This window comes from Microcoleus sp. A2-C3, from assembly GCF_036706065.1.
GTDB lineage: Bacteria > Cyanobacteriota > Cyanobacteriia > Cyanobacteriales > Microcoleaceae > Microcoleus.
In genome coordinates this window covers 82,672-97,100 of sequence record NZ_JAUBVX010000022.1, presented here as the reverse complement: position 1 = coordinate 97,100, position 14,429 = coordinate 82,672, and the positions used below count along the sequence as shown (strand labels likewise).

16 protein-coding genes are annotated in these 14,429 nt (G+C 44.2%); all 16 read left to right on the top strand.

The window, feature by feature from the left end; genetic code table 11:
- The first annotated feature begins 130 nt into the window (after positions 1–130).
- The 16 genes from QUB66_RS14335 to QUB66_RS14260 all read left to right on the top strand — a co-directional run bounded on the left by QUB66_RS14335 (position 131) and on the right by QUB66_RS14260 (position 14,420).
- Positions 131–454, top strand: coding sequence for an NAD(P)H-dependent oxidoreductase (locus QUB66_RS14335; protein ID WP_332967818.1), 324 nt, complete (start codon positions 131–133; stop codon positions 452–454).
- A 249-nt stretch (positions 455–703) separates the two neighbouring features.
- The gene (locus QUB66_RS14330) at positions 704–2,212 is read left to right on the top strand and encodes an ATP-dependent nuclease (protein ID WP_332967817.1); all 1,509 of its coding nucleotides are present in this window, start codon (positions 704–706) and stop codon (positions 2,210–2,212) included.
- Between the two features lie 434 nt (positions 2,213–2,646).
- Positions 2,647–2,862: a hypothetical protein gene (locus QUB66_RS14325; RefSeq protein ID WP_332967816.1), complete on the top strand. Its 216-nt coding sequence runs from the start codon at positions 2,647–2,649 to the stop codon at positions 2,860–2,862.
- A 159-nt stretch (positions 2,863–3,021) separates the two neighbouring features.
- A complete protein-coding gene (locus QUB66_RS14320) occupies positions 3,022–4,011 on the top strand; it encodes an L-lactate dehydrogenase (protein WP_332967815.1) in 990 nt (329 codons plus the stop codon).
- Between the two features lie 194 nt (positions 4,012–4,205).
- A complete protein-coding gene (locus tag QUB66_RS14315; RefSeq protein WP_332967814.1) occupies positions 4,206–4,871 on the top strand; it encodes a histidine phosphatase family protein in 666 nt (221 codons plus the stop codon).
- Between the two features lie 776 nt (positions 4,872–5,647).
- Positions 5,648–6,184 carry a general stress protein gene (locus tag QUB66_RS14310; RefSeq protein WP_265239909.1) on the top strand — a complete coding sequence of 179 codons (537 nt, stop codon included), beginning with the start codon at positions 5,648–5,650 and terminating at the stop codon, positions 6,182–6,184.
- A gap of 214 nt (positions 6,185–6,398) precedes the next feature.
- Entirely contained in the window at positions 6,399–7,073 is a 675-nt protein-coding gene (locus QUB66_RS14305; protein ID WP_332967812.1) for a hypothetical protein, read from the top strand.
- A 12-nt stretch (positions 7,074–7,085) separates the two neighbouring features.
- Positions 7,086–7,628 (top strand): DUF3122 domain-containing protein, encoded by a 543-nt coding sequence (locus tag QUB66_RS14300; protein WP_332967811.1) that lies wholly within the window; start codon positions 7,086–7,088, stop codon positions 7,626–7,628.
- 100 nt (positions 7,629–7,728) lie between these two features.
- Positions 7,729–7,884 (top strand): hypothetical protein, encoded by a 156-nt coding sequence (locus tag QUB66_RS14295; protein ID WP_265239905.1) that lies wholly within the window; start codon positions 7,729–7,731, stop codon positions 7,882–7,884.
- Between the two features lie 244 nt (positions 7,885–8,128).
- Complete coding sequence (locus QUB66_RS14290) at positions 8,129–8,896, top strand: DUF6920 family protein (protein WP_332967810.1); 768 nt, start codon at positions 8,129–8,131, stop codon at positions 8,894–8,896.
- Between the two features lie 11 nt (positions 8,897–8,907).
- Complete coding sequence (locus tag QUB66_RS14285) at positions 8,908–9,930, top strand: NADP-dependent oxidoreductase (protein WP_332967808.1); 1,023 nt, start codon at positions 8,908–8,910, stop codon at positions 9,928–9,930.
- Between the two features lie 27 nt (positions 9,931–9,957).
- The gene (locus QUB66_RS14280; protein ID WP_332967806.1) at positions 9,958–10,446 is read left to right on the top strand and encodes a hypothetical protein; all 489 of its coding nucleotides are present in this window, start codon (positions 9,958–9,960) and stop codon (positions 10,444–10,446) included.
- A gap of 236 nt (positions 10,447–10,682) precedes the next feature.
- Complete coding sequence (dnaK, locus tag QUB66_RS14275; RefSeq protein ID WP_332967805.1) at positions 10,683–12,569, top strand: molecular chaperone DnaK; 1,887 nt, start codon at positions 10,683–10,685, stop codon at positions 12,567–12,569.
- 252 nt (positions 12,570–12,821) lie between these two features.
- Positions 12,822–13,481, top strand: coding sequence for a head GIN domain-containing protein (locus QUB66_RS14270; protein ID WP_265239899.1), 660 nt, complete (start codon positions 12,822–12,824; stop codon positions 13,479–13,481).
- Positions 13,482–13,593: 112 nt separating this feature from the next.
- Entirely contained in the window at positions 13,594–13,863 is a 270-nt protein-coding gene (locus QUB66_RS14265) for a hypothetical protein (RefSeq protein WP_265239898.1), read from the top strand.
- Between the two features lie 257 nt (positions 13,864–14,120).
- A complete protein-coding gene (locus QUB66_RS14260; protein WP_332967804.1) occupies positions 14,121–14,420 on the top strand; it encodes a hypothetical protein in 300 nt (99 codons plus the stop codon).
- Positions 14,421–14,429: the final 9 nt, after the last annotated feature.

Sequence of the window (14,429 nt, the reverse complement as noted above, 5' to 3'; positions counted from 1 at the left end):
GTAGGATTTAATCTCCTGAAATGCTTGTAAACTCGTTAAGGATTGTTAACCAAAGTTCCTTAACCGAGAGGTATTGACGGCCGACCCAGCATTTTGGCAATTTCATCAATTCGTTAGTGAGGTATTGGAAATGCCGACTCGACGACAAGTTATTTTAGCAATTGCCACACTAGCGGCCCTAATTGGTGGGGGTACGATGCCAGCTTTAATGAAGGGATTTTTCAATCGCACCTTGCTTCCAAATTTTGCGTTTAAGTATCGCCAAGATTCTCCTATGTGGGACAAATTGCTGGCAAATAGCACCGCCCAACTACTCGTAACAATGGATACGCCATCTTGGTTTTACCGTTGGGTGTTTAAGATGCCAGGACACGAGCAGATGAAAAGAACGATTCTGGGATTCTGCGACAGATATACCACCTGTGGAATGGTACGATCTGTTGTGGGCGCTTAAAGACGCTCCCGATCAAATGCTACGGTTGCATGATAAAATCTAGATTCTGAGCGGCGAAAGAACGAGTAGAGTTAACCGCGTGGCGAAGCCGCTGCGGTTCAACTTAAACGTTAGACCTCTAAGTCATCTGTGGGGGCGTGGAAGAAAAGGTTAACGGTGAGATGCGATCACTGAACCACTATGGATAGCCTAAAATGAAAAGGCTTGACATCTTTCATAAGTTAGGCTAGAAAATCATAGAAAAAACTTATGACGATTTCTCAACAACGCTTGCATAAACTAGAGATAACAAAGCTCAAGAATGTCAAAGATCTTTGTATTTCATTTGAAAGTAAAAATCTAACTGGTATTCTTGGGCCGAATGGTTATGGAAAATCGACTATTCTTCATGCTCTAGCCTGCTGTTTTCAGCCACCCAATGAAAGACAAGAAGATTATAAATTTAGCAATTTTTTTCTACCAAGCTCTGATGCGTTATGGGAAGGTAGTGAGCTAAAAATAGTTCATACTTACCGACAATCATCTCAACTACACGAAAATGTAGAGCAGGCTTACGGGAAGAGTAGTGATCGATGGAAGCCAATATACAAAAGGCGACCAACAAGAAATGTACATTACTTTGGCGTAGATAGTTGTGTTCCACTCATTGAGGCAGAAAAACGAAATGTAAAAATTAACTACTCAACCAGCAATGTAAGCGAAGATATTATAACTACAATACTAGAGAAGGCATCACATTGTCTTAATAGGCAATATACAGCCTATAACATTCATGACCCTGGCAAAGGGAGAAAGTTCATTGGTGTTGAAGCCGATGGAATAAGATACTCCGCGCTGAGTATGAGTGCTGGCGAACAAAAAATATTTTTGCTACTAGAAAAAATATTTAAAGCCTCGAAGTACAGCCTTTTTCTAATAGATGAGCTGGATCTTCTATTACATGACTCAGCAATGAAGCATCTGATTAAGGTGGTGTCTGAAAGAGCGCAAAGCCACAATCTTCAAGTAGTATTTACGACACATAGAGAATCAATTCTTGAGTTGTCAGATTTAATTAATGTAAGACATATTTTTGGTACATCAGAAAAAACGCTTTGCTTCAATGAAACAAAACCAGATGCCATAAATCGCTTAACAGGAACTCAGCCGAAATTAATTGAAGTTTTTGTTGAGGATGATCTTGCCAAAGCAATCATCAAGAAAGTAGCAGGTCAATTAGGTATTTCTAGGCATGTCTCTGTACAAAGATTCGGCGCAGCTATCAATTGTTTTACAGTTCTAGCTGGGTTACGTCTACGTGGTGAGAGTTGCAAAAATAGTATTTTTGTGTTGGATGGAGATGTCTATAGAACTGAAGAGGATCATAAAAAACGATTAAAAGCTGTTTTAACTGGGAATGATGAACATGTCAAATCTCTTCTGGAGTCTAGTCTTGAGAAGGTAAAATGCTTAAATCTTCCAGAAAATACTAAACCTGAACAATACATTCACAGCATCCTTATTGGTTTGGAAAGAACCGATAATGACGAGCGTAATGAAATAATTGAAGTAGCAAAACAAATTGTATTCGTTGATGATAGCCATAAATATGTAGACGATATTATAAGCATACTTGATTGGAATAGAGATACTGGGCTATCAAAAATAATCGATATAGTTAGCTCTACTCAAGAGTGGAATAGTTATATTGCTAATGTGAAAGATTGGTTAGTCTTACAAATACCATTGGTGAACGAAACAGCATCGCAAGATGTCTAACAATTCAAATGCAGCGGACGGTTGAAAGATCTGGCGATGTGTTCTAGGTTACTTACTTGCCGCCTCTCAACTCAAACGTTGTTTTGTTGTTGTGTTCCATATGGTGGCTTGCTGATAGTTGCGCTTCTGCTTCTTGTGATTAGATTGTTGAGTTGATGGGCAATCAGAATATCCGCCTACGGATACATATATATATATGATGCGATCGCTATTCTGGATGATATAACCAAAAGCTTTTAACCAGTAACATACATCGTATTTTTCACCAAACCTTCAGCGCAAAGTGCTGTATCTTGCCCTTGAAACCTTTTAAAACATGACTAAAATCCAAGAAATTTCTCTAGACGATTTGTGGGAATCAGCACCGAAGAGCGATCGCCCGTGCATTAGTAAATCATCCAGCATTGGTGTTGGCAGATGAGCCGACGGGCGCATTGGATTCTAAAACTTCTCAGGAGATTATGGATCTGCTGACGGAATTGAATCAACAGGGTACGACGATCGTGGTTGTCACCCATGATACGAGTGTAGCGGCGCAGACGAAGCGAACGATTTATATGGTGGATGGCAGGATCGCCCTGACTGCAAATGCAGGAGTGCAGCCTGTGGATCATCATTTGATAGCCAATGCTGCTATCGTACAGCGGTGATATCTCGCTCGGAAATCTGAGAAGTGACGATTAATATCGCGATCGATAACTCAACTTGTGGAACGGGCATCTTGCCCGTTCCAAGATTTGATTAAAAGGACTTTTGCAATCTTGTCTAGTGGACGATCGATTAAAAACCTTTGCAGCAACCAAATAAATATGTTTGAAACCCTTTTTATACCCAATCCCAGTGCTGAAACTAAAGTCAGCATCCGTCCGCGCAAAGGTGTGATTATTGGTGCCGGACAGGTAGGAATGGCCTGTGCTTATTCCATGATGATCCAAAACTGCTTTGATGAATTGATTCTGCAAGATCTCAATGCAGAGCGGCTTCAGGGAGAAGTCATGGATCTGATGCACGGCGTTCCTTTTGTCGAACCTGTCGATATTAAAGCGGGCAACGTTGCCGATGTCGGACAGAATGCAGACATGGTAATTATTACCGCAGGAGCCAGTCAGAAGCCGGGAGAGACCCGCCTGGATTTGGTTGTCCGCAATGTTGCCATTTTTAAGAACCTCATCCCAGATGTCGTCAAACACTGCCCCAATGCCACCCTGCTGATTGTCAGCAATCCGGTGGACATTATGACTTACGTGACGCTAAAGCTCTCCGGTTTTCCGGCGGCCAGGGTAATTGGCTCTGGAACGGTACTCGACTCTGCCCGTTTTCGTACCCTGCTAGCACAGAAAATGGGCATCGATCCGCGCAGCGTTCATGCTTACATCATTGGCGAACATGGCGACAGTGAAGTGCCCGTCTGGAGCAAGGTAAATGTTGCCGGAATGTCTCTTTATGACCGAGAAGATAACCCAGCACTTGACAACGCCGCACTCCAGGAGATTTTCGATCGCGTTAAAAACGCTGGCTACGAAATCCTCAAACGCAAAGGATCTACTTCCTACGCCATTGGACTAGCGACGACTGAAATTGTTAAAGCTATTCTGCACGGACAAGAACGCATCCTGACGGTTAGTTCACTGGTGAATGACTTCTACGGCCTTCGCGATGTTTGTCTCAGCCTGCCCTCTGTTGTGAATGAAAAAGGTGTCGTTAAGACGCTCAATCTTACCCTCAACGACACGGAGCAACAACAGCTTATTCATTCCGCTCAGATTTTACGTGACATTTTTGACACGCTGGAACTCTAGTCAAATCATCTCTGTATGGACTTCCGATCTGTCAAGGTAAAACACAATACGGTTTAGTTAAGCCAGATCCCCCCTAGCCCCCCTTAAAAAAGGGGGGGACAAGATTCCGATCAAAGTCCCCCTTCTTAAGGGGGATTTAGGGGGATCTCCGGGCAATAAACAGCGTTAACCCAAGCGTATTGAGGTAAAACACAATGGCTAAATTAATTTTGATCCGTCACGGACAGAGCCTTTGGAATGCGGAGAATAAATTTACGGGATGGGTTGATGTTCCTTTGGGCGAACAGGGACGAGCAGAAGCAACGATCGCATCCTGCAAGCTGAAGGATTATCGAGTCAGAGTTTGTTTTACCAGTATGTTGTTTCGATCGCTCGAAACTGCGATCGTAATCTTGACAGAAGTAGATGATATTTGCGACGGCAGAATTCCGATTATCAAGCATGGGGCAGACGATCGAAACTGGCATGGTTGGGATCAATACAAGGGCGATCGCCAACGGTCGCTGCCAGTTTATCCCACAGCTATGCTAGATGAACGTTACTATGGCGAACTGCAAGGGTTGAACAAAGCTGAAACCGCCACCAAATTTGGCTCATTGCAGGTGCAACTCTGGCGGCGATCCTATGCTGTGGCTCCACCGGGCGGCGAAAGTTTGGCGGATACGGTGAAGCGTACTGTACCATTTTTTCGCGATCGCATTTTACCGCACTTCATTGCCGGAGAGAATGTGTTGATTGCAGCGCATGGCAACTCACTCCGTGCCATCATTAAGCCCCGGTCAAATCTATCTGAAGCGGAGATTGTGAACGTTGAGTTAGGAACTGCAATTCCCGCCGTGATCTCTCGCTGGGAAATCTGAGAAGTGACGATTATTGCGATCGATCAATTCATTCAGTAACTCAAGTGGTAGTCAATCAAAGTTGTAGATGAGGTTGTCAATAATCAGCAGGAGAAATTAATGGATGTCCAGATATCCAAGACTCATCAAACCATTTACAGAGCCATCTTTCTACACCCAGCCACCCGAAACCTTGTCTGTAGGGAAACGGCACTGCCGTGTCCTCTATCTCTGCTTACCTGGAATCTGCTGTAAATCTTATTATCTGTAAGTTTTATCACGTAATCAATCAATTAATACAATTAATACATGAAATCACCCAACAGCCTGTTACCGTAATTGCATAAGCAGTAAACAATCTCTGAAAATCTTCTCTAGCCATCCAGAGGCAGAGAATGCTTTCAATGAACTGCGAGATCCTGAATTCGCAATCAGGTATTGATCGTTGACCGAAATGTTGAAATCCCTGTCAATTAAACATCAAATATAATACCAGTATATTGTTTGACGCTTGGTCTCGGTTATTCCCTGTAATTCCTTAAAAAAAGGAGAAATTGGAGTGTTTTTTAAGTCTATTTCTTAAGGCTGATGTGATGAAATTGAGACTAAGTTATAAGTAAGTGATACAAATGTTTTAGGCTTGAATTAACATTTTTGGCAAGACATTACTTAAATGGCTGACCATATTTGCAACTCAAGGATTCGAGCGGATTGTTTATGCCTGTGAATAGAAATTTTGGGGATTTAATTTGGCAAGCATTTAGTCATAGTCTAATACTATTCAAGGATACAAAATCATGATGTCAGACAAGCACGAAATAGTTCATGTTTTCCCGACCCATGTTGAAGCAGAAAAAGCGGTATTGGTACTGCAAAAAGCAGGCTTCGATATGCAGAAGATTTCAATCATTGCTAAAGACTATCAAACTACAGATCATGTACGCGGATTTCTAAGTTGGAAAGATACCACAAAGGCCGGAGCGGGCGAAGGAGCCTACTGGGGCAGTTTTATGGGCGGACTGTTTGGCATCCTCACCGGTGCCGGATTACTATTTATTCCTGGAATGGGTCAGGTGATTGTCGCTGGGCCAATTGTGGGAGTGCTGGCAGGTTGGCTCGAAGGGATGATTATTGGGGGTGCTGGTGCTGCCGTTGTTGGGGGACTTGCAGGTGCTCTCGTCGGATTGGGAATTCCCAAGGAGCAAGCCCTGAAGTACGAGACAGAAGTCAAAGCAGGGAAGTTTATGGTGATTGCTTCAGGTACGGATCTGGAATTCAATCGAGCACAGCAAATTGTGCAAAATGCAAATCATGATGAATTAATTGCTGTTTAAATCGATCGCAATTGCATGATTTTTTGTACAGAATTTGAGTGCAACCAAGGGACAAACCTTCTAAAACAGGGTTCATTCCTTAAATCAATGGTTGGGTTTTGATTCGCCAATGGCTTGCTGTCAAAGCGAAATTAGATGCGAAGCCGAAGAGTTTAATTAAGGCGATTGAGGCAACTCGATCGCAACTGGCCAAGCTTGGCAAAAGGAGGAATTGATGGAAACTATGCAGATGTCCAAGGTTCATGAAACCACTTATAACGCCGTCTTTGCACACCCGATCGCCCGAAACCTTCAATGGCACGATGTGCGCTCAATGCTCAGCGCGATCGCCGACGTGGAAGAGGAGCACAACGGCAATCTGAGATTTACGCGGAATGGCGAGACGCTGACGGTGCACCCCCCGAAGCACAAAGATTTATCCGACATCGAGGAATTGATGCAGATTCGGCACTTCCTGGAGCGATCGGCTGTACCCGTAGAGGTGCCAGTCGTCGAGGTTGGGCACCTGCTAGTCGTTATAGATCACCGCGAAGCTCGCATATATAAGACCGAAATGCACGGCTCAGTGCCGCAGGTGATCAGGCCTTACGATCCAGACGGCTCACATCGCAACCTGCGCTACGTGGAAGAGAATTCCAGCGGTCAGCGCAAGCCGGAACTCAAACCCTTCTACGAAGCGGTAGCAAAGACACTGAGCGGTGCAGAAAAGATTCTGATTTTTGGTAGCTCGACCGGAGCCAGCAGCGCGATGGACTATTTGCTGGCCGAATTGAAAAAACATCACCCGGATCTGGCTGGGCGAGTGATCGGTACCGTCGTCGTCAACGAACAACACATGACTGAAGACCAGTTGCTCGCACAGGCGCGATCGTTCTATGCGGCAAACTGATGAGGAATTTTTATGCTCGGATATTTTGTTAGAAAGATATTTCCCCAGTTTTTATTGCTGGTAACCTTGGTTTCGATTGTATTTTTGGGGTTAGGAACATTTACTAATCTCCATGCAGCCGCAGCAATTACACAACTCCAAGAAGCACCAGGACAAATGGTTTACCAATCTAGGCAAACCCTCCAAGATCAGCATGGAAATAACTGGCAGGTAATCGCATTTAAACGTGTTACTCCTAATGGCAAAGCCAGCTTTGACTTGCGGTTAGTTGGTTTTCCAGGTGTGGTAGCAATAGATCGCAGTAAACCTTTATCGTTCACAAATTCACTAGGTAAAATATTGACTGCTGATGATACCTCCAGCTATATCTTTACCGATTTATCTGCTCCAGAACCTAATGTGGGGCAGTATGACATTCAGCCCTTGTTATCGCAGTTGCAGGTGGAAATTCCCCTAATGTTGATTTTGTCAGCGATCGACGGTGAAACTATTCATCTATCAGTTCCACCATCTTTTGTGCAAGAGTGGCTAACACTCTTTGATTCAAGAGAGTAGAATGGTCGCAGCTAGCTTTTGGGGTATGTAATCAATTCGTTAATCAGGTATTGAACGTTTTGCCCTACAAGCTACGGCGCTAGGTCTCAAAAATGCACTGTTGAATCAGCCGATCGAGGTTTCGGCATTGCGTCCACAGTTCGCGACTTATCTTGGTATGGGCGATCGCAGGCCAGATCTGGTTCTGCGTTTCGGCTATGGCCCTGAAACTCCCAGATCGCTGAGGCGATCGCTCGATCGAGTAATCGTTGCATGAACATGAACCAGATTGAACATCTATTCTCAATCACATTTATCAAAGTCATTCATAGTGCGATCGACGACTGATTTTCGGGTATTCGTGGGAACGAATCCTCGCTGACTACAACCTAATATCAGGGGAGATTGATGTCCATCGGTCTAGTGCTAATGATGCTTTCGCCTTGGGCAGATCCAGAGAGGGCTGGCACTAAAACACTTAGAAATGCGATCGATACCGATCGCCCAAATTGGAGAACACTATGATTAAAACTCAAACTCAAACTCAACCGATTTCGATTGATGATTTGTGGGAATCAGCACCGAAGAGCGATCGCCCCTTCAATCCTGAATCATTAATCAATCTTCCCAATCTAGCCCGTCGCTATTTGGAGAATGCGATCGCCCCCGGCACACCCCTCGCATCCGCCGTTCGATTGTGGATGCACGGCGAAATCAAACTCGATCAAAAATGGCATCCCTTCAAGGGAGAAGAAGTTATCTACGGTCATCGGGGGATGATCTGGCGGGCGACGACTTGGGCGAAGGGGTTGCCGATTTGGGGAGGCGATCGCATCGTGGATGGTGTTGGCGAGTCGCAGTGGAAAATCCTGGGGCTGTTTCCAGTGGTGCAGGCATCTGGTGCTGATATCACCCGCTCTAGTGTGGGCCGAGTTCAAGTAGAGTCGATGTTGCTGCCTTCCATTCTCTGCAATCCCGACATCTCTTGGACAGAGTTGAACGCTTCACAGGTACAGGCAAACTTCAAAGCCCTCGGCGAACCTGCAAAACTCACCCTGACAGTTAGCGATCGGGGAATGTTGGAGCAAGCCAAAATCGATCGCTGGGGCAATCCCGAAGGTGAAGCGTTTCACTACGTAGATTTTGGGGGAATTGTCGAGCAAAGCAGTACCTTTGACGGCTACACAATCCCGACTCGTCTTCGGGTAGGCTGGTTTTTGGGGAGCGATCGCTTTGAGTCTGAAGGCGAATTCTTCCGATGTGCGATCGATAAAGCAATCTATCAATAAAGGAGTCATTTATGTCTAAATCAATGAACCAACAAATTCTGCTCAAAAGTTACCCGACGGGAGAACCCAAAGAAAGTAATTTTGCTTTAGTTGAAACAGCAATTCCAGAACCGCGAGAGGGAGAAATACTCAGCAGCACCATTTACTTGTCTCTCGATCCGTATATGCGAGGACGAATGAGCGATCGCGAGTCCTATGCAAGTCCGGCAAGGTTAGGCGAAGTCATGGTGGGTAGCACTGTCAGCCAAGTGGTGAAATCAAACCATCCCGAATTTTCAGCCGGAGACTTCGTGCTGGGATATGGCGGTTGGCAAGATTATGCGATCGCCAAAGCCGAAACTTTGAGAAAACTCGACCCCAGTCAAGTACCAATCTCTTACGCATTAGGCATTACCGGAATGCCTGGAATGACAGCCTATTTTGCACTGCTAGATATTGGCAAACCCAAAGCCGGCGAAACAATCGTGGTTTCTGCTGCTTCTGGTGCCGTTGGTGCAGTTGTCGGTCAAATTGCCAAAATCAAGGGTTGTCGAGCAGTAGGCATCGTTGGCAGCGATGAAAAATGCGATTATGTTGTCAATGAATTAGGATTTGATGCCTGCATTAACCGCAAAACTCAAGACCTGAATTCAGCATTAAAAGCTGCTTGCCCACATGGAATTGATATCTACGTCGATCATACGGCGGGCCCAATTCTTGAAGCAGTTTTGCAACAAATTAATCTGGGAGCCAGAATTCCTTTAGTAGGTTTAATCTCGCAGTACAATGCCGAAACTCCACCTCCTGGCCCTAATCTGATGCCGCTACTCGTTAAACGTGCGTTGATTAAAGGGTTTCTGGTTGGCGATTACCAGCAGCGTCACGAAGAGTTTATCAATGATATGTCTCAGTGGTTGCAGGCAGGCAAACTGAAGTACAGAGAAGACGTTGTAAAAGGGTTGGGAAATGCACCCCACGCCTTTATTGGTTTACTGCAAGGAGAAAACTTTGGCAAGTTAATCGTTCAGGTTAGTGACGATCCAACAAAGAAATAAAACATCAATTGGAGACAAGCATAGCTCATGAAGTATAGAGTTATTGCTTTGGGATTGTCACTCTTTCTATACGGAATAGCACTTACCTTGCCTTGTCTACTTTTTGAGATAGTTCCTAGAGAAATATCAATAGAGCACCTAAAAGATTATGGGAGTTTTTATGAAATGAATGGGCTTGAAGTTACTGGTTGGGGAATATTAGGATTGCTGTTCCTGCAAATTCCAGCCTTGGGTTGGTTAGCTAATCCCGTTTATTGGTTATCTTGCATATTTTTTGTTCGACAGCAATATAAGTTCTCAGCAATTACTTCCTTAACTGCGATCGCTATAGGCTTTGGCGGAACACTATCAGCATTTTGGTTTAATTTACCTAATGGTAGTAATCTTTTCTCTGTATTGGTATTGCACAAACTGTTAGCTGGTTTCTGGGTATGGCTTAGTGCCCCTGGCTTGCTAGGTTTTATTTCCGTATTTTACCTAGTGAAAATGACCCAATATCCAGAAAAATCTACTTGATTTTCAGTTCAATTCTTTCAGGCTTACGGGGCCCGTGTAAACAAACCGAATACTTCTTTTGTAGCAAAATTTTGTAAAAATGGTATGAGGTGCGTCGCTGTGAGATTGTCGCTCGAATCTAGGGATTTTCTCTGAACGATACACCCTACAACTAATGTTGCATAAGTTTTGAGTAATAGCATTATATCCAAATGCAGAATAGCTCACATCAAAATCTAATTTAGGAATTTAAAATCATGGCAAAAGTTGTTGGAATTGATTTAGGTACGACTAACTCTTGTATTGCAGTTATCGAAGGTGGAAAACCGATCGTGATTGCCAATGCCGAAGGACAACGCATCACGCCTTCTGTAGTTGCGTATACCAAAACGGGCGATCGCCTGGTTGGTCAAATTGCCCGCAGACAGGCGGTAATGAATACAGAGAATACGTTCTACTCCGTGAAACGATTTATCGGACGCAAATACGATGAAATCACTCACGAAGCGAGCGAAGTTTCTTACAAAGTCATCCGCGATAATAATGGAAATGTTAAGCTCGATTGTCCGGCGCTAAAAAAACAGTTCGCGCCTGAAGAAATTGCTGCTCAAGTCTTGCAAAAACTTACGGATGATGCTAGCAAATACTTGGGAGAACGGGTGACGCAAGCAGTAATTACAGTGCCTGCTTACTTCAATGATTCGCAACGTCAAGCAACCAAAGATGCAGGCAAAATTGCTGGGTTAGAGGTACTCCGCATTATTAATGAACCGACGGCAGCAGCGCTTGCCTATGGTTTGAATAAAAAGGGTAATGAAACAATTCTAGTGTTCGATTTAGGAGGCGGTACCTTCGATGTTTCGATTCTAGAAGTGGGAGAAGGTGTGTTTGAAGTCAAATCTACCAGTGGGGATACTCACTTAGGGGGCGATGACTTCGATAAAAAGATTGTCGATCGCATTGCTGACGAATTTCAGCGTAACGAAGGCATTGATTTACGCAATGATAAGCAAGCCCTCCAACGATTAACCGAAGCGGCAGAAAAAGCCAAAATCGAACTCTCTAATGCGACTCAAACGACGATTAATCTGCCGTTCATTACGGCAACCAATGATGGGCCCAAGCACCTGGATATCACCTTAACTAGGGCAGATTTTGATAAACTGTGTTCAGATTTGCTCGATCGCTGCCGTATCCCAGTTGAGCAGGCCTTGAAGGATGCCAATCTCAGCAGTGAAAATCTCGATGAAGTTGTGCTAGTCGGCGGTTCTACGCGAATTCCAGCCGTGCAGCAACTTGTCCGACGGATCACAAATAAAGATCCAAATCAGGGCGTTAACCCCGATGAAGTGGTGGCTATTGGGGCAGCAATTCAAGCCGGGGTGCTGGCTGGAGAAGTAAAAGATGTTCTGCTGCTCGATGTCACACCGCTTTCTTTGGGCGTAGAAACTATGGGCGGGGTAATGACAAAAATTATTCCCCGCAATACCACAATTCCTGTCAAGAAATCGGAGACTTTTTCGACGGCTGCGGATGGCCAAACAAATGTCGAGATTCATGTTTTGCAGGGAGAACGAGAATTAGTCAACGATAACAAAAGTTTGGGAACGTTCCGGTTTGATGGTATTCCTCCGGCCCCGCGCGGCGTGCCACAAATTGATGTGACTTTCGACCTCGATGCCAATGGTTTACTATCAGTAACTGCGAAAGATCGCGCCACTGGTAAAGTACAGTCGATTACAATTTCTGGTGCTTCTACTCTGAATCAAGCTGATGTGGAACGCATGGTGCGCGATGGGGAAACTCATGCTGAGGAAGATCGAAAACGGCGCGAGCAGATTGATACCAAGAACAATGCAGATTCGCTAGTTTATCAATCAGAAAAACAACTGGAAGATTTGGACGGTCAAGTTTCTGATGCGGATAAGGAGCGGGCGGTATCATTGATTGGAGATTTGCGATCGGCAATTGGTCAAGAAAACTACGATCAAATGCGATCGCTCACAACGGATCTCAAACAAGCCCTGATGCAAATTGGTAGCGCCGTTTACGCTAAAGCTGGTGCGAGTGCGAGCAATCCTAATCCCGCAAGTCCACAGTCGGGAAACAGCGAGGAAGATGTGATTGATGCTGATTTTGTCTAAATAGACAAGATTGCAAAAATCCTTTTAATCAAGTTTTTGGGCAGGCAGAACACCTATCCCACAACAAAAAATAATTTTTGTGGGATGGGCCGGAGAGCCCGTCCTAGGTATTTTTACAATCTTGTCTAATGAGCAAAGTAAACATGAGGACAAAACCTAGCGTCCAAATAATTATGCCTAGGGACTTCTGAACTATTTCATGGCGCTTATCTTGTTCCTGATGACCTATGTTTTGAGTGAAAGAAAGACCCCATGAAAATATTGACACTGCTCAGCATTGGATTAGTTATCGGCTTGGCGGGATGCAATCTCATTAGTAACACCTCCAACGTCAAAGGAAGTGGTAATGTTAAGACCGAGAAAAGATCGCTTGCTTCCTTCGATTCTCTAGACGCGAACTATGTTGGTTCGATCCAAGTGCGTTCTCAAGGGCAGGAGAGTCTCGAAATTAGTGGCGATGATAACATCATCCCATTAATTACTACTAAAGTTAAAAATGGTACTTTGTACATCCGACCCACTAAAGGATACAATCCTCAGCAAAAACTACAAATTATTATATCCACTCCCGATCTTAAAAAGTTTGTCTTCGATGGAGTAGGTAAAGCTAATCTATCAAATGTAAAGAACGACCGATTGGAGATAGTGGTGAATGGTGTCGGGGATTTCAGTGCATCTGGTGAAACAAAGGAAGCAGATATTACATTATCGGGTGTCGGAAGTTTAGACGCGAAGAATTTACATACTGTAAACGCGAAGGTAAATTCGACTGGAGTAGGTAATGTTGATATATATGTGACGGGGAAACTGGATGCAAAGACATCTGGTGTAGGGGAAATCAATTACTATGGTAGCCCGAAAATCGTCAACAGCCAGGCTGAAGGGATTGGGAAAATAAACAGAGATAAATGATGTGCGATCGGCTGAGTAGGTAAAATCTCATGGAGTCAAATATTTTATGCTGAACTCTATCGCCTTCATCAGATTCGTTCATTCCGCAATCTTCATATTCTTCAATGTAATCATGGCAGTTATATTATATGAGGTTACTGCTGACAAAATCTCAATTCTCACATGGATTGCCGTTGCTTTATTCGCGATCGAAGTCATCGTTCTCATCGCCAACAATTGGACTTGTCCCCTGACGACTTACGCTGAAAGCTTGGAATCTTATCACGGTCAAACAACCGACATTTTCTTTTTGCCAAAGTGGTTTGGCGATCGGATGTTCATATTCTATGGTGGCTTGCTTGCAGTTGCACTTCTGCTTCTCGTGATTAGATTGTTGAGTTGAGGGAAAAAACTTGGTCAGTCTAATCTTAGAAATGTTGCTATAACGATTCGGGATGTTTTGACCGATCGCAATTAACATACATGAGGAGCGTCCAATCTATGGATACGACAATTGCCATCGCGCAAATTTTGATTCCAGTAGCATTGTTGCCGATCGTTTTTAATCAGTTATAATAAAGCAAGCCAATTAATCACAAATCATGCTGATTTTCTAGTTTAAAATAAGCAAACTAAACCACAACTCAAGAGGTTCCCATCATGAATGACGAATCAATGATAGCTCAAGCAGCAGTTCCCAATCAAGCCGCCGCCGAAGCTCTACAAACGATCGCCGGAAAAAATCATTATGCTGGAGGTAATGCACTGTTGGCCGCCGAAGCCGAGGCTGGAGCACAAATCGATCCTTCTGCGATCGATCGCTCAGCAGCGACCAATTTTGCTGGCAATCCAGCCACAGATCCAACAGAGGCAAAGCGGTTTACCACAACTGAAGACTTTCAACAAGTCAGTGAAGAAGGAGATTTATCACTGACAAACGATGTTCCTAGTGCAGAATAATTGGATTTT

Coding starts and splice junctions, on each gene's coding strand:
- QUB66_RS14335 (WP_332967818.1), top strand. CDS start 131: ATGCCGACTCGACGACAAGTTATTTTAGCAATTGCCACACTAGCGGCC.
- QUB66_RS14330 (WP_332967817.1), top strand. CDS start 704: ATGACGATTTCTCAACAACGCTTGCATAAACTAGAGATAACAAAGCTC.
- QUB66_RS14320 (WP_332967815.1), top strand. CDS start 3,022: ATGTTTGAAACCCTTTTTATACCCAATCCCAGTGCTGAAACTAAAGTC.
- QUB66_RS14315 (WP_332967814.1), top strand. CDS start 4,206: ATGGCTAAATTAATTTTGATCCGTCACGGACAGAGCCTTTGGAATGCG.
- QUB66_RS14310 (WP_265239909.1), top strand. CDS start 5,648: ATGATGTCAGACAAGCACGAAATAGTTCATGTTTTCCCGACCCATGTT.
- QUB66_RS14305 (WP_332967812.1), top strand. CDS start 6,399: ATGGAAACTATGCAGATGTCCAAGGTTCATGAAACCACTTATAACGCC.
- QUB66_RS14300 (WP_332967811.1), top strand. CDS start 7,086: ATGCTCGGATATTTTGTTAGAAAGATATTTCCCCAGTTTTTATTGCTG.
- QUB66_RS14290 (WP_332967810.1), top strand. CDS start 8,129: ATGATTAAAACTCAAACTCAAACTCAACCGATTTCGATTGATGATTTG.
- QUB66_RS14285 (WP_332967808.1), top strand. CDS start 8,908: ATGTCTAAATCAATGAACCAACAAATTCTGCTCAAAAGTTACCCGACG.
- QUB66_RS14280 (WP_332967806.1), top strand. CDS start 9,958: ATGAAGTATAGAGTTATTGCTTTGGGATTGTCACTCTTTCTATACGGA.
- dnaK (WP_332967805.1), top strand. CDS start 10,683: ATGGCAAAAGTTGTTGGAATTGATTTAGGTACGACTAACTCTTGTATT.
- QUB66_RS14270 (WP_265239899.1), top strand. CDS start 12,822: ATGAAAATATTGACACTGCTCAGCATTGGATTAGTTATCGGCTTGGCG.
- QUB66_RS14265 (WP_265239898.1), top strand. CDS start 13,594: ATGGCAGTTATATTATATGAGGTTACTGCTGACAAAATCTCAATTCTC.
- QUB66_RS14260 (WP_332967804.1), top strand. CDS start 14,121: ATGAATGACGAATCAATGATAGCTCAAGCAGCAGTTCCCAATCAAGCC.